Source organism: Geosporobacter ferrireducens (assembly GCF_001750685.1).
GTDB classification, from domain to species: domain Bacteria; phylum Bacillota; class Clostridia; order Peptostreptococcales; family Thermotaleaceae; genus Geosporobacter; species Geosporobacter ferrireducens.
This window is the reverse complement of record NZ_CP017269.1, coordinates 3,475,921-3,494,307: the sequence shown is the minus strand read 5'-3', so window position 1 is coordinate 3,494,307 and position 18,387 is coordinate 3,475,921. Positions and strand designations below refer to the sequence as shown.

At 38.2% G+C, this 18,387-nt stretch carries 18 protein-coding genes; 1 reads left to right on the top strand and 17 read right to left on the bottom strand.

Annotated elements, in window-relative coordinates; all coding sequences use genetic code 11:
• Positions 1-18: 18 nt before the first annotated feature.
• From Gferi_RS16335 to Gferi_RS16315, 5 genes are all read right to left on the bottom strand, one after another.
• Positions 19-456, bottom strand: a complete 438-nt coding sequence (locus Gferi_RS16335) for a hypothetical protein (protein ID WP_069978344.1) — start codon at positions 454-456, stop codon at positions 19-21.
• Positions 457-462: 6 nt separating this feature from the next.
• The gene (locus tag Gferi_RS16330; RefSeq protein ID WP_069978342.1) at positions 463-1,071 is read right to left on the bottom strand and encodes a GTP-binding protein; all 609 of its coding nucleotides are present in this window, start codon (positions 1,069-1,071) and stop codon (positions 463-465) included.
• Between the two features lie 181 nt (positions 1,072-1,252).
• Positions 1,253-1,978 carry a GntR family transcriptional regulator gene (locus tag Gferi_RS16325; protein WP_069978340.1) on the bottom strand — a complete coding sequence of 242 codons (726 nt, stop codon included), beginning with the start codon at positions 1,976-1,978 and terminating at the stop codon, positions 1,253-1,255.
• A gap of 25 nt (positions 1,979-2,003) precedes the next feature.
• Positions 2,004-2,642, bottom strand: coding sequence for a cobalamin B12-binding domain-containing protein (locus Gferi_RS16320; RefSeq protein WP_330389340.1), 639 nt, complete (start codon positions 2,640-2,642; stop codon positions 2,004-2,006).
• Positions 2,643-2,740: 98 nt separating this feature from the next.
• On the bottom strand, positions 2,741-3,079 hold the full coding sequence (locus tag Gferi_RS16315; RefSeq protein WP_069978339.1) for a winged helix-turn-helix transcriptional regulator: 339 nt from the start codon (positions 3,077-3,079) through the stop codon (positions 2,741-2,743).
• A gap of 139 nt (positions 3,080-3,218) precedes the next feature.
• On the opposite strand from Gferi_RS16315, the gene Gferi_RS16310 reads away from it, so the two are divergent.
• Positions 3,219-3,620 (top strand): pyridoxamine 5'-phosphate oxidase family protein, encoded by a 402-nt coding sequence (locus tag Gferi_RS16310; protein WP_069978337.1) that lies wholly within the window; start codon positions 3,219-3,221, stop codon positions 3,618-3,620.
• Positions 3,621-3,693: 73 nt separating this feature from the next.
• Here the strand turns inward: Gferi_RS16310 and Gferi_RS16305 are convergent, their stop codons facing one another.
• From Gferi_RS16305 to Gferi_RS16250, 12 genes are all read right to left on the bottom strand, one after another.
• Entirely contained in the window at positions 3,694-4,959 is a 1,266-nt protein-coding gene (locus Gferi_RS16305) for a DUF1576 domain-containing protein (protein WP_069978335.1), read from the bottom strand.
• A gap of 124 nt (positions 4,960-5,083) precedes the next feature.
• Positions 5,084-6,481: an oxaloacetate decarboxylase subunit alpha gene (locus Gferi_RS16300; RefSeq protein WP_069978333.1), complete on the bottom strand. Its 1,398-nt coding sequence runs from the start codon at positions 6,479-6,481 to the stop codon at positions 5,084-5,086.
• Positions 6,482-6,586: 105 nt separating this feature from the next.
• A complete protein-coding gene (gene citF, locus Gferi_RS16295; RefSeq protein ID WP_207645762.1) occupies positions 6,587-8,140 on the bottom strand; it encodes a citrate lyase subunit alpha in 1,554 nt (517 codons plus the stop codon).
• 11 nt (positions 8,141-8,151) lie between these two features.
• Positions 8,152-9,030: an HpcH/HpaI aldolase/citrate lyase family protein gene (locus Gferi_RS16290; RefSeq protein ID WP_069978331.1), complete on the bottom strand. Its 879-nt coding sequence runs from the start codon at positions 9,028-9,030 to the stop codon at positions 8,152-8,154.
• The gene (locus Gferi_RS16285) at positions 9,017-9,289 is read right to left on the bottom strand and encodes a citrate lyase acyl carrier protein (protein ID WP_069978330.1); all 273 of its coding nucleotides are present in this window, start codon (positions 9,287-9,289) and stop codon (positions 9,017-9,019) included. The genes Gferi_RS16290 and Gferi_RS16285 overlap by 14 nt, the downstream gene beginning before the upstream one ends.
• 15 nt (positions 9,290-9,304) lie before the next feature.
• Positions 9,305-10,642 (bottom strand): citrate/sodium symporter CitS, encoded by a 1,338-nt coding sequence (citS, locus tag Gferi_RS16280; RefSeq protein ID WP_069978329.1) that lies wholly within the window; start codon positions 10,640-10,642, stop codon positions 9,305-9,307.
• Between the two features lie 245 nt (positions 10,643-10,887).
• Complete coding sequence (locus Gferi_RS16275; protein ID WP_069978327.1) at positions 10,888-11,652, bottom strand: response regulator; 765 nt, start codon at positions 11,650-11,652, stop codon at positions 10,888-10,890.
• Positions 11,642-13,387 (bottom strand): sensor histidine kinase, encoded by a 1,746-nt coding sequence (locus Gferi_RS16270; RefSeq protein ID WP_169833005.1) that lies wholly within the window; start codon positions 13,385-13,387, stop codon positions 11,642-11,644. The genes Gferi_RS16275 and Gferi_RS16270 overlap by 11 nt, the downstream gene beginning before the upstream one ends.
• A 209-nt stretch (positions 13,388-13,596) precedes the next feature.
• Positions 13,597-13,956 carry a hypothetical protein gene (locus Gferi_RS16265; RefSeq protein WP_069978323.1) on the bottom strand — a complete coding sequence of 120 codons (360 nt, stop codon included), beginning with the start codon at positions 13,954-13,956 and terminating at the stop codon, positions 13,597-13,599.
• A gap of 1 nt (position 13,957) precedes the next feature.
• Positions 13,958-15,142 carry a DUF1576 domain-containing protein gene (locus Gferi_RS16260; protein WP_207645761.1) on the bottom strand — a complete coding sequence of 395 codons (1,185 nt, stop codon included), beginning with the start codon at positions 15,140-15,142 and terminating at the stop codon, positions 13,958-13,960.
• Between the two features lie 505 nt (positions 15,143-15,647).
• On the bottom strand, positions 15,648-17,807 hold the full coding sequence (locus tag Gferi_RS16255; protein ID WP_156782420.1) for an aldehyde ferredoxin oxidoreductase family protein: 2,160 nt from the start codon (positions 17,805-17,807) through the stop codon (positions 15,648-15,650).
• Positions 17,808-17,849: 42 nt separating this feature from the next.
• Complete coding sequence (locus Gferi_RS16250; RefSeq protein ID WP_069978321.1) at positions 17,850-18,284, bottom strand: 4Fe-4S binding protein; 435 nt, start codon at positions 18,282-18,284, stop codon at positions 17,850-17,852.
• Between the last annotated feature and the right edge of the window lie 103 nt (positions 18,285-18,387).

The following is an 18,387-nucleotide window of genomic DNA, read 5'->3' as shown; positions in this document are numbered from 1 at the left end:
CCCCTTCTTTTGAATGCTTTATTTAACCACTTGGTGGCTATGTTTGTTTTGATGTGGTGCTCTTCCTGATCTCTCCATAATAAACGTGGTTTCCAGCAAAAACTCTCTTTCCAATTTTTCTGCAACATATTTCATTGTCCTTAGAGAATCCTCTTCCGTAACTCCATAGACTAAAGAATTGACAGTTATAGCGATCGTCTTATATAAAGAATGCCCTTTTATCAATAAATCTGCTGCTATATCCAGCTTGAACTTGCTATATTTTATATACTCTTGATCTTGGAGAATAGCGATGGCTTTAATATGCCCAATATATACATCCGGCCTATTACAAAGCTCCTTTGCATATAAAGAAAAGTAATAATTTAGAATATCACCCCACCGTTGAATCACTGAATTCTCTGGCAAGCTTAGCTGAACCTGAAAAGTAACAGGAGAAAACACAATCTGATGCAAAATCTCTCACCCCTTATCTACTAAATCTAAGATGTAAGATTCCAGTTCAACTGGAAAATGATTTCCTCTTTCGATTAGAAAAAACTTATTATGAATCGTATGAATATTTACATGTTGTGTACATCTGCCAACTGCTTCCCTATCCGCTAAATCAAGTTTATTAATAATCACAATATCTGACAGCTTCAGACTTGAAAACAACAAAGGAGATAATATTTCTTCAAACATGTCTATGCGGGTAGGATCTAAGACAAAAAAGTTGTGAATCTTGTTTTGATCCAGACCGGCATAAACCAGTGTATCATAAATTGTTTTTGGTTCAGCTGCACCACTCGGCTCAATAATAATCATGTCTGGATTATAATTTTTTTCTAATTCTTCAAGGGTATTTTCTAGACTGCTGGATAATGTGCAGCAAATGCATCCGCCAAAGATCTCCCACACATTATATCCTAATTGCTTCATATATTGATTATCAATACCAATCTCCCCTACCTCGTTAACAATCAGTGCTGCTCTCTTATTGTAACGAGCGAAGCATTCAGCTAATTGAATAATAAATGTAGTCTTTCCTGATCCTAGAAATCCAAAAACCAATAAGACATGATGGCCCATAAATTCACCTCTATTATGTACTCGTACGTATAGGTACATATTAATTCTAATCCTTTCTTTTATGTCTGTCAATGGATTTGTTTAAAATTTTTGAAAATTCATTCATGTTTTCTTTTCAAAAAAAAACACAAAGTATCACTTTTCTGTATACCTTGTATTTTTTCAAAAAACTTTTTATATTTTAAAAAATCTTCCTACTGTCATCTTCTTCAGGGGTTTTTGCAGTTAATATAAAGAACTCTTTTTTAATATAAAAGAGGCTATAGGTCAAAGGTGCATTATTCTCTTTTTTTAGTGTTTTTTTGCTAACCAAAAACACATCCTCACTTTCAACGATATTCAGTTTCTTGCATAGATCCCTATCAGCCTCTACGATTCGAATAGCCAGCTCTTTTTTTATCCCAAAGGCTAGTTTGGTTTCCAGTGCCTTTGAATAGTTTGCAAAATTCAGCTTATCTTCTACCACCGGCTTGTTCGGTATATAGGAAGTATATACAATTTCAAGAGCGATGGGTCTATGATCGCTGTAAATAAGCCGTTCTATGCGTACAACCTGTTCTCCGCTTTTTAATGAAAGATTGGATTGTATATCACCAGGAGCTGTGTCTATGATAACCGACAGCAGTTTGATTTCATCGATTTCCGTCAATAGGCTGTCATATTGGTTAAAACGGAATTCATAGGTATCTACATCAGGCTTTCTGATAAAGTTTCCTTTGCCAGGAACAGAATAAATATATCCTTGATTGGATAATAGAGACAGGCTTTTTCTCAGTGTCATTCTACTGACATCATATTCTTTCATTAACTCTGATTCTGATTTTAACATATCGCCGGGCCCTAATGCACCGGATATGATTCTTTTTTTAATATCTTCAACTACCGATAAATATAATACATTCGCCAAAACTCTTCATCCTTCCCAGGCAAACCTATCTTTTTTCCAGCATCCACTGCTCACATATTTGAAGGCCCTCATAGGCATCATTGGTAAATGCGTCAGCAGCATCTACCTTAAAATATTTTTTATTCATTGCAGCACCGCCCACAATGATTTTTACATGATTTCTTAGGCCCGCTTCTTCGATCCCTTTAATGGTTTTAAAAATATTATTGATGGATGTTGTAAGAATACAGCTTAAGCCTACAATATCCGGTTTATGTTTTTGTATTTCTTCCACAAATCTATCTGCAGGAACATCCACCCCTAAGTCAATCACTTCAAATCCATCTGCTGCCAGCATCTGCTTTAAAATATCCTTACCTATATCATGAATATCATCGCTTACCGTCCCCAGCATTACTTTACCTTTAAAAGTCTGATTGTTGAAAGACAAAGGATCTTTCATTTTTTCTAAGGACAAAATATCCTTCATCATCATACCAGAAACGATTAGATCTCCTATGTAATACTCGCCGGATTCGTACTTCTTCCCAATTTCATAAAGACCTATCAGCATCTGTCTTTGTATTTCTTTCGGCTCTATATTTTCACCCAACATCTTTTCTACTTCACTTTTTATATTATTCACATCCAATGCTGTCACGTAATCAATTAAATTGTATTCCAATTGGATCACACCCCTTATGTACGTGTACTTACTGTTATTATAATGAAGTCTGAAAATTATATCAATGCTAAAATAGGACTGTTTATAAATAAACGGTCCTATTGATTCTCAATAAATGCCATATAGGCTTCTCCCCACTCATACATTCTGTCCATCACCTTTAAAAATTCTCTGCCGATATCCGTTAATGAATACTCTACCTTCGGAGGTACTTCCTTATATACTTCCCTATAAACCAGTCCATCTTTCTCCAGCTCTCTTAACTGCTGTGTCAAGTAACTTTGCCGTATACCTGGCAAAGCTTTTTGCAATTCGTTGAAACGCTTTACGTTATCCTTTAATATCCAAATGATAACTAACTTCCATTTACCACTGATCACATTGTGGGCAACGCCGACAGGACATTTGATTTCTTTGAGTTCTTTTCTTGCTTCCACTTTAATCACCCTCTCTTTGGTACGAAAAATCGTACTATGTACGAAAAAAGAATGTACTTGTATAAAATAAACCCTTGTAATACTATTATAGTAAATTACACACAGTTTTTCAAAATAATAAATTTATGGAGGTATGAAAATGAAAGAAATCATCGGTTTTTTGTACGAAAACCCTTCCGGTGCATTTGCTACAGTCGATAATGGAAAAGCAAGGGTTAGGCCCTGGGGTTTTATGCTGGAAGAATCCGGTATGTTTTATTTCTGCACAGCCAATACAAAGGATGTATACAAACAATTGCAACAGGTCCCCTTTGCTGAATTTACTTCTACTTCAAAGGATATGGTAACAGTAAGGTTATCCGGGAAAGTCATTTTCACCGATGATGTTTCTATGAAACGTAAGGTCCTTGAAAATAACCCAATGGTAAAATCCATTTATCAATCTGAGGACAATCCAATCTTTGAAGTATTTTACATTGAACACGGAGAGGCAATCATCTCGGATTTTTCCGGCCAGCCTCCAAGAAAATTTACCTTTTGATTGCGTCTAAGATAAATGTGTATTTCTATCATCTAAAAAAATAGGACAGTTCAATGAAAAAACTGTCCTATTTCTAGTCTTCTTTCTTAAAAGCCTCAATAATGGGAACCAGTGTTGCTGCAACGATTCCTCCTGAAAACCCGTTATTGTATAGATTTAACCCTGCATGCAGATACCCCACATTTTGCACCACCACAGAATGAAGAAATCCTGCAAGAACGCCATATCCCCATCCAAATTGCCCTGCAATAGGCGCTAATGTAGTACCGAATAAGGCAGCTAACACCATCCCTGGGTCATTAATATCCCATAGATTTGTCAATCCGCCCAAGAATACTCCGGTAAATATGGGCAGCATGTTCGATAAATGCTTTCCAAAGGCGCTGAATCCGACAATTGTAAAAATTCCTCCAATGATAGGGCCATTGAGAACGCCCCCAATCAGAATCACGTATGCAGTAGCAAACAGTCCATTGATTCCCATGTTCATCAATGTTATCGGAAAACCTTCTAATACTATAAAATCTGTAACTGCTCTACCAGAATATTGATATAGCTTTTGAAAACCTTGTAAGGACATTCCGTTTTGAAAATAACCTATTCCTAACATACTTAAGAACATGATCACCAAGAGTACCGATAAGGGTGCCTGATGTCCTGTAGACCAAATCATTCTCGTATCCAGCTTAAGACCATTAGACTTGAAAATAGAAACAAGAATCGTTCCAATAATTCCTGCTGTAAAACCAATATTATATAGATTAAAGCCTTGATGAATTCTCATCATATGCGAAGAGAGAGGGGGGAGAATAAAACCAATAACAACACCTGTTAGGATTCCTAGAGGTATACTGAATGTTTTTGATAGGTTTAGCCCAAACATAACCTGTGTAACTGTGGGTGCCAGACTTGTTCCAAATAATGCGATATACACATACTTGCTGAATTTTTCCTTTTGGTACCGGGCATAGAGCCATACGCCCAAAATGATAAACCACACATTGAACAAATTTTTTCCAAAGAGTCCGAATCCGGACATTAACCATAGGCTTGATACGGCTGCTCCAGTAATTTTGACATCTAAAAAATGCAGTATACCTATGGAAATCAGCATTAAAAGTCCGGCGTTCACAAAAGCTGCCCCAAGTCCGCCTATGCTGATATAATCTGTAATCAGAAAATCCGGCTCTATAATTAAACGGTAAAGTCCCGAGACAATCCCTTTTGGCGTATCCATTGTCATGCCAAATACGAAAAGCATCAGTCCCCATATAATCAAAACTAAGTAATTGCTATGGTTTCCTAGTTTGCTTTCCCCATATAAAAAGGTAGGCTTCATATATATACTTTTAAAAATAAAAATCCCCCCTTACCCAATTCTATATCTCTAATTATGTCAAGTCTCATCTATAGGAGGACACGCAGGTCCTCCCCTACATACATTCATGTTTAGGAGCGTACATCTATACAGGATAGGTTTTTTGTTCTTTGTCTACGCAGCTGCTGTCGATCTGATATTTCTTTGCCTGTCTATATTTGAAATATTCTACTGCTACTTGAGGAAAAAGTGCATAGGATAATACATCTTCCTCCTGCTCAAAATATTCTTTCATTTCATTTTTTATGGTTTCAAGCTGGGGTGGAATCATGTCTGCAGGCCTGCAAACAATGATGTCTTCATTACCGACAATTTTCCTTCTGATTTCTTCTTTAATTTCTACCGTAGGTCTTCCATATTCACCTCTGACATAGGCCTTGATTTCTTTTGGAACCATCTTGTATCTTTCTCCTAGAACAACATTAAAAACAGCTTGGGTCCCTACCATCTGGCTCATCGGTGTAACCAATGGCGGGAAGCCTAGGTCTTCTCTTACTCGTGGGACCTCTTTCAATACTTCCTCATATTTATCCACAGCATTCTGTATTTTTAACTGTGATACCAAATTAGAGAGCATTCCCCCAGGTACTTGATATACAAGTGCATTTACATCAACCCCTAATACCTTCGGATCCAGCTGTTTGGTTTCCAGATACTTATCCCGTATCGGTCTAAAATGATCTGCAATTTGGTTTAGCACTTCAAGATTTAAACCCGTATCATATTCCGTTCCCTGCAATGTAGCTACCAGCGGTTCTGTCGGTGGCTGGGAGGTGCCCAGCGCCATAGGGGATATTGCACAATCTACTACATCTACACCCGCTTCAATTGCCTTCAGATAAGTCATGGAGGCGATTCCGCTGGTATAATGGGTATGCAGCTGTATAGGTACCTTTACAGTCTTTTTCAGCATAGTGATCAATTCAAAGGCATAATAGGGTGTCAGAATTCCTGACATGTCTTTTACACAGATGGAATCGGCCCCCATGTCTACCATTTGTTTTGCAACCTTTAGGTAGTTCTCTGTATTATGCGCGGGACTGATTGTATACGATATGGCAGCCTGAGCATGCCCCCCTTCCTTTTTTGTTGTATTTAGTGCAGTTTCCAGATTTCTTACATCATTTAAGGCATCGAATATTCTAAGCACATCTATACCGTTTGCAATCGCTTTTTTAACAAATTCAGAAACCACATCATCGGAATAATGCTTATATCCTAAAAGATTCTGCCCTCTAAGCAGCATCTGTAATTTCGTATTCTTCACATGCTTTCGGATTCGTCTTAATCTTTCCCACGGGTCTTCATTTAAAAATCGAAGACAGGCGTCAAAGGTTGCTCCTCCCCACACCTCAAGAGAGTGATATCCTACCTGATCAAGGGTTTCTAATATAGGAGCCATTTCCTCCGTCTTCATTCTTGTAGCAATCAATGACTGATGCGCATCTCTTAATACGGTCTCAGAAATCTTTATCTTTGCCATTTTTCTCCTCCTTGCTTGTTTTCTCTGCCACATTGCTTTTATAGCAAAAATAGCAGGCAGCTTTCAAATCCACCTGCTATCTTACTATTCAAAGGGATGTGCTCCTTATTTTACAACATTTCTTATTACATCCATTGCCGTTCCGTCTCTATACTCTATAATTCCTACAATCTTATCTCCAAATGCCACCTTTTCAGGCTTACCTGTAAAATTTTCAGCTAAGTTCTTTAACTCTTCGATGGTCATAACCGGCAGGTTGGTCTTTTTTAGCTTTTCCAGTAATTCTAGGTTTTTAGGATTTACGGCAATACCCCTTTCTGTTACCACTACATCTACCGTTTCTCCCGGTGTCACTACGGTGGTTACTTCATCTACGACAATGGGTATTCTCTTTCTCATCAATGGTGCCACTACCACAGTCAATTTTGCTCCTGCAGCAGTATCAGGATGTCCTCCTTGGGCCCCCATGATTACACCCGTAGAAGCAGTCATCACATTTACATTATAATGAACATCTACCTCTGTGGCAGAAAGAATCATGATATCGAGCTTATTGGCTACGCATCCCTTGTTGTGAGGGTTCGCATACATAGAAGCTGACATCTCCAGATGATTTTCATTCTTCACAAAGGATGTAGCTGCTTTTGCATCAAAGGTTTGTGTGTCCAGTAAAGTTCTAAATAACCCTTCCTCCAGCAGTTCCACCAGATAGGAGGTAGCCCCGCCGGAAGCAAAGGACCCGACAATATTATTTTCCTTCATATAATCCCTTAAAAATTTCGCTACTGCAAGGGACGCACCGCCGCTTCCTGCCTGAAAAGAAAATCCTTCCTTTACCAATCCTGATTGAATCAGGACTTCACTGGCATATTCTGCAATTAAGAGTTCTAAAGGATTTTTCGTTACCCTTGTGGCGCCTGCACTGATTAGACTTGGGTCTCCAATTTCCTCCACTACTACAACATAATCAACCAGGTTTTGTGGGATACTGATGGGATAGGCAGGGTAAGATACCAGGTTATCTGTTATCGCTACGACCTTATCTGCATATTGTGCATCTACCATCGGATATCCCATTGCACCGAAAGCAGATTTGCCCACTTTTCCATTCATATTCCCCATCTCATCACAACAGGATGCTGCAACAAAGGCTACGTCGATTTTTACGTCTCCGGATTCAATGGCTCTGGCTCTGCCACCATGGGTTCTAAAAATTACCGGTGTCGGCAGAATACAATTCGTGGTAATTTCCTTTGCAATATTGCCTCTCAATCCACTGGTATGAAGTCCGGTTACCACGCCTTTTTTAATATGCTCAATCAATCCCTCGTGGGCATTCGTCAAGGAAGAAGAACAAATCGTAATATCTTTAATCCCCATCTTCGCGATCTCATCCATTACCATCATGAGTACATAATCACCATTTCTAAGATGGTGATGGAAAGAAACAGTCATTCCATCCTTCAATCCTGTTTTTTCAATTGCTTCTCGAATTGATCCTAACAGTTTTTGATCTGATGGTACTACTTTACTATTTATGGCTCCATGTCTTCTTCCCTCAACTTCTGTATCAAATATTCCGTTAAAGGGCTTTAGTTCTCCGATACCCTCAATATAGGTGGGAACCATTCTTCCAACTTTATTTTTTACAAGTTCCATTTTCATCCCCCTTATTTTAGTACCTTCGCAGCTTTAGCCAAATCAACGATTCGTTCAGCTTTTTGAATGACTGGTACATCTACCATCTTTCCGTCTACTGTAATAACCCCTACACCTTTTTCTTCAGCTTCCTTAGCAGCGCTAATAATTCTCAAGGATTTTTCTATCTCTTCCGAAGAAGGCGTAAATATTTTGTGAACTTCCTTTACCTGTGCAGGATGAATACAGGATTTACCTGAGAATCCTAGTATTTTCGCCTCTTGGGCTTCGGCTCTAAAGCCCTCAATATCAGATACATCTGCCCATACCGTATCAATTGCGTCTACATTTGCAACACTGGCGGCAAGGACAATATAAGATCTTGCATGGGTCAGCTCTTTCGCTGTTTTTGTTCTATCCACACCAAGAGTCCTTGTGTAGTCTTCTGCGCCAAAGGATATGGCTACAACTCTCGGACTTGCTGTGGCAATGGCAAGTGCATTCAAAACTCCCTTTGGTGTTTCAATGGCACATTGTATTTTCACAGTTCCTACTTCAATATTGTTTTCCTTTTCAACTTCTGCCAGCAGGACTTCCAGTTTTTTTACATCCTCTGCCGTTTCGCACATCGGCAGTCTTATATTTCGCACACCGGCTTTTACTACCTCTCTTACATCGGTTTCCCCAAAAGTTGTATAGAGAGGATTGATTCTGACAAATATTTCAATATCCTTAAAATCTAAGGTTTTCACCGCTTCACACAATAAGTCTCTTGCACTGTCCTTTTCTGCATAGGCCACTGCATCCTCTAAGTCGAAAATAATACAATCCGGATTGTATACAGGGGTATTATAAAACATTTTTGGCTCGCTTGCCGGGCAAAATAACATTGTTCTTCTAAGCTTGTTCATATTTAGCCCTCCTAGCCCTTCTGATCGCTGTTTTCACTCTTGCTTTAATGGCAAAATCCAGAGATCCGAATTCCGACACTTCGATATTTGCGTTTTCAACCTTCATTTCATTGGCCGCATCTCTTACTGCTTCCAACATCAGCTTTCCAAATAGCAGTTTCAGCTTGCTATTGATATGGATGTTCAATCCACCTGTATCCTTTAAGGTCACCTTTACAAGACAGTCTTGTTCCTTTTCAAATCCTGCAATTCCTACCATATTTTCCCTCCTTAACTAAAACAGCATACCAAATACGATACTTGCTATGACGAGCATGATCCCTCCACCAAGTCTGGAAGAAATCTGTGCAAAGGATATTAAATCCATTCTCTTTGCAGCGCCTAGTACAGCCAAATCTCCTGAACCACCTCTGTTTGCCATACATAATCCTGCTGTAATCGCTGATTCAATCGGATAGAATCCTACCAGATAACCGAATAATGCAGTGCCCATCACTGCTCCTGTTACGATAAATGCAGCTATTACAACATTGGTCACGTTAATTGCAGCAATAATTTCTGCTAAATCTGTATAGGCTACCCCTACACCAACCATGATAACCCATAGGAATTGTCCCGAGAAAAAGCTTTGTAATTTCTTGGCCCCTTGCTTTAACTCCTCCGGAATGATATTGATCATATTAAATACAGCTACCAATAACACCATGTATGCAAAGGTATGAATCTTTACGCCACCGATTGAAGGTAAAATAGCCTTACTCATCAATGTTCCAAGAAGAAACATACCGATTGAAAGAACTAATCCAGCTCCAATTTCTTTATGGGTGATTTTTAAGTTTGATTTTTCATCCTCGGCATTAAAGCCTTTTCCTCTAACCAATTCTCCGTTACCGGTTAATACAGGTTTCTTTTGGCCTAATTTATTAAGGATTGCAGCAAAGAATATGGATATAATATTTGCAATTGTAAGAATCGGTAAAGCAAAAGATAAGAACTGTTTTGGATCTCCACCGGTTGTTGCAGCATAGATTTCACTCATCGGCAGTGCACCTGCGCCGGTTCCGCCTCCCATGATCGGCAGTACATACATCGTCAATACATTTGTAATTGGAACACCGGTAATCAATCCACCCACTGCGCCAAAGATCATTGCTCCAACAACACCCATGATGATCGTCGGTACATATCCTACCATTGCTCTCATCAATAGTTTTCTATTTACGGAAAGCATACTTCCTGTGATCAATACAGCAATAAAAAGTGTTAGAAAATCTGTGTCTTCCATAAATACGGTGATAGACTCTACTGTTTTTTCAGGCATAATTTTACTGTAGACCAAATAGGCAGAACCTAAGAATCCAAGGATTGCTCCTCCTCCGATATATTCATTCCAAATAGGAATACGATCTCCTATTTCCCCAAATATAGCACCTAGTACCAAACAAGCGCCCAAAGCACCCACAATCGATACAGGTAAAACCCCTGCAATAGACGCACCAATTGTGATCGCTGCAAAGATTGCAAATAGGGGCAGTGGAATACCATATACCTTTATTTGCTTTTTTTCCAGTTTTTCACCTTGAACTGCTTTTACACCTTGTGTAATTTCCATAATGTTCCTCCCATATTTTATAATTTTAAAAAAATAAATAAAAAAAGGCCAACACAGAAATAATGATTTCTGTGTTGGCCTATTTAAGCTAAATCGACAGACTTTCTCAAATAAACTCAAACACTTGGGTTATTATTAGGTTTTGACTTCCATAAGCTATTTTGAGAAGCTTTTCATTGAAAACCTTTTCAAACGTAGCTTTAATTTTAATATACAACAATTCTATTTTGTTGTAAAGTATTTTTTTAACAAATTGAAAAATAAAGTCGATTTTTGTCGTCTACAACATCAATTTCTACAGATTCTAATCGAATCTCCCATGGAAAAAAGGCCTTTATACTATCTCTCATTGCTTCTTCATAGTCCTTATAAAAAACTTCACGGTTATATCTTACGATGGATATATTTTTCTCTTTTTCTAAAAGAGCCTTCTCTAACTTTGTGAAAGCTTCTAATATTTCTATCTCTAATGTTAAACCATGAAGAAAAGCCTTTACATTTTTAGGGCCCTTTCCGGTTTTTTCCTTTATGAATTTCGCAATGGCATTTTTAATATTATCTTCTATCATCAGTTTTTCTTCTTTAGAAAATACTTTGTTTCTGACTTCCAGAAGTTCTCCCCTGTTTCTGAAAATCTTCACTGCAATACTCTCCATGGCCGTCACAAGTTCTCTAGCATCTAGGGGCTTGACCAGATATTTTTCAATGCCTACATCAACGGCTTTTAGAATAATGTCTTTCTCTGAAAAGGCAGTTGTAATAATAATGGGTACATCACTGATCTTCCGAATCTCCCTTGCCATGGCAATCCCATCCATAACCGGCATCTTCAAATCAGAGATGATTAGATCCGGCCTATTTAACTTAAATTCCTCTAACCCGTTCTTGCCGTTTTTAGCAGTTATTAGCCTTCCCGTTCGTTTTTTTAGAAAAAAGCTCATCTGCTCCATCACTTCTTCTTCATCCTCAACATAGAGGACTTTTAGATTTTTGAGCAGGTTATTGCTCATGCACACCACTTCCTCCCTTAGGTAGAATCATCACTGCCTTCATCCCATCCTTTGTATTTTCTATGAATAAATCTGCATTAAATTTTTCTTTTAATATATTCTTTGAGATATACAAGCCTAGCCCTGTTCCCTGATCCCCCTTTGTGGTTACATAGGGCTCGAATAGTCTGTCCTGAATCTCTGGTTGGATTCCCCCGCCATTGTCCGTAATCTCAATAATAACCGTTTCTTCTTTTTCTTTAATATCAATATCTATATATCTTTTTCCAATCCCTGCTGTCATAGCATCAATTGCATTATTTAGCAGATTTAGCACAACTTGAGAAAATACGTTGCTTTCCCCTTTTATGGTTAAATTCCGAGTACCTTTTAAGTTTACTTCAATTTCCAGATTGTTTATTCGCGCTGTGTTTAAGTCAATGGCAAAATTTACCGCTTCACAGACATTAAATTCTAGCTTTTCATATTGCGGTTTAAAAAAGAACTTAAAGTCATCAATAGTTTTTGCCATTTTGTCTATAAATTTATAATTTGACTCCATCAATTTTTTTAGGTATTCTTCATTATTTTCTCCTAATGTATAATAATCCTCAATATTATAAAGAGAAAGCTTAAGTGCATTTAGCGGCTGCTTCAACTGGTGGGCTATGGTGGCAAGCATTTCTCCCATGGCAGCAAATTTGGACTGGTGCATTAAAAGTGCATTCTTTTCCTTTAATTCATTTAAATATACAGTTTCTACCATGAGGGTATTCTTTTTTATTTCTACACGATAAATGTATCCTATAATCACTAAACCGGTTGTAATCAGCAAAAGGCAAGCTAATATCGTTACATTCGTAATACCTTGAATACCCGATGTAGTTTCCTTATAGTCCACAGAAAAATTGACAATAAGAAATGTATCTCCGATATCACTGGTAGTGAATGCACTAATTTTTTTAATTCGCTTTCCTTCACCATGCCATATGGAGTGATAGATTGCAACCCCTGTTTCTTTATTAATCTGCCTCTGTACAATGCTCTCCAGCTCGCTCCAGTCATAATCAGGATACTGCCTTTTTCTGACTTCCACCACATCTTCGCCGATTCCCTCCTTAGAAGGGTGGAACAGCAGCCTTCCATAGCGATCCTTTAAGGAAATATATCGCTTCTCGTTCAGCTTATAGCTTGCGATATAAGTATTAAAGATATAATCTGTATTCAGCTTCATTCTTATAAAACCCAAAACATCTCCTTCTATTCTAACCGGGTGAGTAATATTGATACTCCTATCTCCTATGGGTTCTATGAAATAGGTTTCCTTCCCTGCTATAACGGCATTTTTAATATCTTCTCCCATATTGTAAATATATTTAGGATCATTTGTATACGCCTTTAGCAGGCTTCCATTCTTGTCAATAAGCTCTAATGCAATATACTCCTGGCTCTGGAGTTTAAACAGCAGTTCAATGATCTTTACTTCCTTCACCAGACCCTTCGTTAATTTTGAGAATTCTTCCTGAAATTGTGGCTCACTTAACATCTCTCTGAGATAATGATCTTTCTTTTCAAAGTATCCTTCCATCTGTTCTGATACGGTTGTGACCACACTCAAAATATTATTCTGCTCAGAAGTCACGATCATGTCTTTATAATAGTGGTAACTTTCTACTACCAAACCTAAAATAACCAGCATTAATATAGCCGTTATCAATATCAACTTAAATATCCTATAGTATACCTTATGATTCATTTTACCTGCCTCATTTTGCATAGATAATCCTTTCTAATTTGTGAGTTGTTTTTTCCTTCTATTTTACCATGTTTAAAAAAGAGGTGAAGACAAATATGTTTTATATACACTATAATTTAGCATCTATTTTGGGAAATACACAAAGCTTAAAAGTTATTTTAAAGCCCTCGAAATTTTATTCCGGGGGCTTTAAAATAACCTTATATCATTTATTTTGACTTGTTTATCTTGTATCTGTATAGAATAATCTCTACATCCTCACCTTCACTATAGCGTACGGTTGCTTCATCAATCATCATTCCAACCAGACTTAGTTCATTGGCTACATCGCAGTCTCCTGTCAATGTCCAGTAGTACTCTTCCAGTTCCTCATGCTTTGTGCAATTCAGAAGTTTCACCAATTTTTCCAGCTTTTTTAGTGAGTTTTCTTTGTAATTACTCTGACAGTAAATCTTAAAATGATCTTCTGTTTCCTGCACGTTAAAATTAAATTCTGTAGCTCCCATATAGAAGAAATAATTCATAAGTTCTTCTACAATTTTAGATATTTTTAACCTTTCATGCTTCATGTTACTCCTCCTTCTTGAAGGCTTCAATAATCGGAATCATTGTTGCTGCTACAATTCCACCTGAAAAACCGTTGTTGTACAGATTTAATCCAGCATGCAGATAACCTACATTTTGCACTACAAGCGAGTGTAAGAATCCTGCGATAATACCGTATCTCCATCCAAACTGCCCTGCAATAGGGGCTAATGTTGTACCAAATAATGCGGCCAATAACATACCTGGTTCGTTAACATTCCACATCTTTGTTAATCCTCCTAGGGATACACCTAGGAATATCGGAAATATATTTGATAGATGCTTCCCAAAAGCACTAAAGCCTACAACAGTAAAAATACCGCCAATAATCGGACCATTGAGAACACCCCCTACAAACAGGATGTACAATGTAGAAAATATTCCATTAATGCCCATGTTGATTAATGTTACTGGAAAGCTTTCTAAAACCAGAAAGTCAGTTACCGCTCTTCCAGAATATTTATACAATTTCTGCAATCCTCGAAAGGACATTCCATTATAGATATATCCGATGACTAGCATGCTCAGAAATAACGTCATCAAAAGTATAGTCAACGGACCTTGGTATTCTGTAGACCAAATGATTCTGGTATCCATATATAATCCATAGGACTTAAATATAGAAACTAGAATGGTTCCAATAATTCCTGCAGTAAAACCAATGTTATACAGATTAAATCCTTGATGAATTCTCATCATATGAGAAGAAAGCGGCGGAAGGATAAAACCAACAGCAATCCCTGTAAGTATTCCAAAAGGAATGCTTAGCGTTTTAGACAGACTCAATCCAAACATGATTTGGGTTACGGTAGGCGCTAAGCTCGTTCCAAATAAAGCAATATACACGTATTTACTAAATTTCTCCTTTTGAAATCGAGCAAACATCCATACCCCTATGATAATAAACCAGACGTTTAGGATGTTCTTTCCGAAAAGACCGAACCCGGACATCAACCACATACTTGATACGGCTGCTCCCGTAATTTTAATATCTAAAAGCCGCAGCATTCCTGTGGAAAGCAGCATCAAAAGTCCTGAATTTACAAAGGCTGCGCCTAACCCGCCTATACTGATATAATCTGTGATTAAAAAATCAGGTTCCACAATGATGCGATATAATCCGGAAATAATATTCTGTGGTGTGTCCATTACCAGACCAAAACCTAACAACGTAAGCCCCCATGCAACTAAGACCATATATCTGCTGCGATTTTCCGATATACTTTCTGAATCCAAAAAAGCCGGTTTTACATATATACTTTTAAATATAAAAATCCCTCCTTCACAAAGCATATACTTATTTTGGCAGCCGTCCATACATTACTGAATCACCATCCATTCGCCGGTTCATCTTCTTCAGCTCATATAAGCTAGAGCAATCATATGAACTTTCCTGTGGCACCAATTATTTGAAATTCTTAAATTCGACTCTTAAGCGATTTACTCTAATGAATCATTGATACAATAATAACATAAGGTTCTTCTATAAAACAAGTTCCATTCGTATATTAAACTTTTCCAAAAATATTTCCTTGCTCTATTGATAGCTAATATTAACTTTAAGAAAAAAGCCCGTAAGTGTAAACAGAACTTTTTCTGTCCACAATTCACGAGCTTCGAACCAGTTTTTTGTTAATCTTCAAGCTTTTTATTATGGCTTCATCATTCCTTCAGCTTATCCAATATAGGCCTTCACTACTTCAATCACCTCCGGAAGATCCATACCTATTTTTTGAAGGTGCTCTATGGTAGGTATCCCCTTTAATGTCCACCCTCTTCTCTTATAAACAGCGTCGATAAGTTGTTCATACTGGCTTTCCCTGTACTTTCTCAAAACTTTAATTTTTTCCTCTGTTGATTTTCCCACAGGATTATATCCGACCAACTCACTTAACTGATGATCATATCTTTCCTGCCTGGACTCGTACTCTTCTACAGTTACAGGTCCCATAGCACGGTAAGGTATCGCGTCATCTTCTCTTTTGCCGTGACCCATTCTAATATTAAAAATTCTTTGGAAATTATAGACCCGTTCTGATTCTCTGATCAGTTCCTCTTTATCTATATTTTTTCCCGTTACGCCATTACATAGATCTACATAGTTTTGCACATGCTCCGGTATCTTTGCCGGTTCATCAGTCTCCCCATTTGTTTCCGGGCTGATATCATTCCACGGCAGCTTGCACAGTCCGTATAATCCAAACCATGTTCTAAACATCGGAAAATAGTGGAGCGCTTCTGCCTTATCCTCAAAGGTAGGTATTTGATTGTTTACCATATCCATGAAAATCAGCCATGCTTCATCATGCTGGGGTCCTTTATTGGTGAGGCCATATCCCCCTTGCTGTGCCAGGGATTCTTTTGGCAGGTATTCCGAAAACTCCAGCCCCTTTTGTTCCATACCGATATCCTTTATGAAATCCGGGTCTGCACCATATTCTTCTATAAAAAGCTTTTTCATCCTGCGTACACCTTGCCCGGCAGTCAAACCAAAGCCTTCTCCCCGTGACATCTGATGCAGAAGTGCCAGCGACGCTTCTGCATTTCCAAAGTTCAGTTCAAGGCCTCCAGTTATCTCTTTATTTAATATGCCTGCTTCATAGCATTCCATGACAAAGGCTGTGAGTGTTCCAAAGGATATTGTATCGATTGCATAGGTATCACAATAAAAATTAAGCTCCAGTATGGCTTCCGGATCAAATATTCCGCAGTTTGATCCGAGACCGGCTGCATTTTCATACTCTGGTCCATCGACAGTTACTTTATGGCCCTTATAGGGGCCTGTTTTTAGTTCAAAATGATCTGCAGCCTTTGCACAGGATAAAGAACAGCCGTACCAGCAGCCATCCGGCATTCCCTGCGTAATATACTTTTCGATAAATACATTGGATGCTATTTTATAGGTATCCGGATGACTGCCAAATTTGTAGTTATGGGTTGGAAGCAGATCATAATCATCCATTACTTCTATGATGTTGGCCGTTCCTATTTTTCTCATCTTATTTTGCACATTGTCAAGTTTGCAGATTTCTTTATGCAGCTTAATACCTGCTTTATTGATTAAAGACTGGCTGGCAGAATTGTTTAGATTTCCTTTAACACCCTTATATTTAACGACTAAGGCTTTGATCCTTTTATCCCGGAATACCGTTCCGATACCGCCTCTTCCGGCTTGCTTCAGCCTTGCTGCCTGTCTTCTAACATCATAGAAGCTAAAGTTGAGCAGCCCCAGACGTGTATGCTCAGCCGCTGTTCCAGCTGTTACGACAGATATATGCTTCTTGTCCTCTTCTGAATCTGCGTACATTTCCGTAAGTATCTCACTTAACACATGTCCATCCACAGGCTCAATCGGTGCCTCTTCGATTCGAACAGTTCCTGCATTCCCGTCGATAAAAATGATTACATCCTTTTCTGCTTTTCCCTGCAACTCCAGCGCATCCCACCCTGAGAATTTTAGATAGGGTCCAAAATACCCTCCTACATTGCTGTCCATAGGCATCCCTGTTAATGGCGATATGGTACAGACTAATGACTTTCCTGATCCGGGATATTGTGTAATACCACATATGGGGCCGCCTGCAATAATAATCTCATTCTCCGGATCATTCCATTTTGTCCTTTCGTTGACCGCATTCCATAGATACCATAATCCAAACCCTTTTCCGCCTATGAATTTGTCCTTCATCATTGCAGTTACAGGCTTTGATGTAATTGTACGATCGGATAAATTTATGTAGAGACTTCTATTGGTATAGCCTTTTTCTATTTTTCCCAAATTATATTGATATTCTGTTAATCGTCTATGTGCCTTTTTCATCTCTAAAAGATTCATGAATGCCTTCCTCCTTATCGGTTTTTGTATAAAAAGAACTGATTATTTACGCTCATCACTAGCTGCAATTTGTTCTAGCATTTCTAACTGCTGTCCTTCAATGTCCTCAATAAATACTGCTCCAGTTGGACATACCTGGGCACATAATCCACAAGCTATACATTTAAAAGGTTCTATATACGCATCGTGCTGCCGCATTGCCTCTTGTGGACAAAAGCCTACACACATAAAGCATCCGACACAGTCTTTCTTTTTGATGGTTACCACACCCATTTTATTTCTGGAGATCGCTTTAACCTGGCAGATGTCAATGCAAACACCACATTGGTTGCATAGATTTATCTTTTCTTCCTTGTCTGACTCGATCCTTATGCAAGACTTTTCTCTATTATTTTCCTTAAAATAGGTTTTTGAGCATACCTCTTCACAGGCGCCGCATGCTATGCATAATTCTTGTTTCTTCGATAATATTTTCATTTTCGCCACCCCATTTAATCAATTTTGTTTACGTAAAAATATCCTTCTCTTAATTTAAAGAACTGGAGAATAATGGCTCTATCCTTCTCCAGTTCTTGCCCAA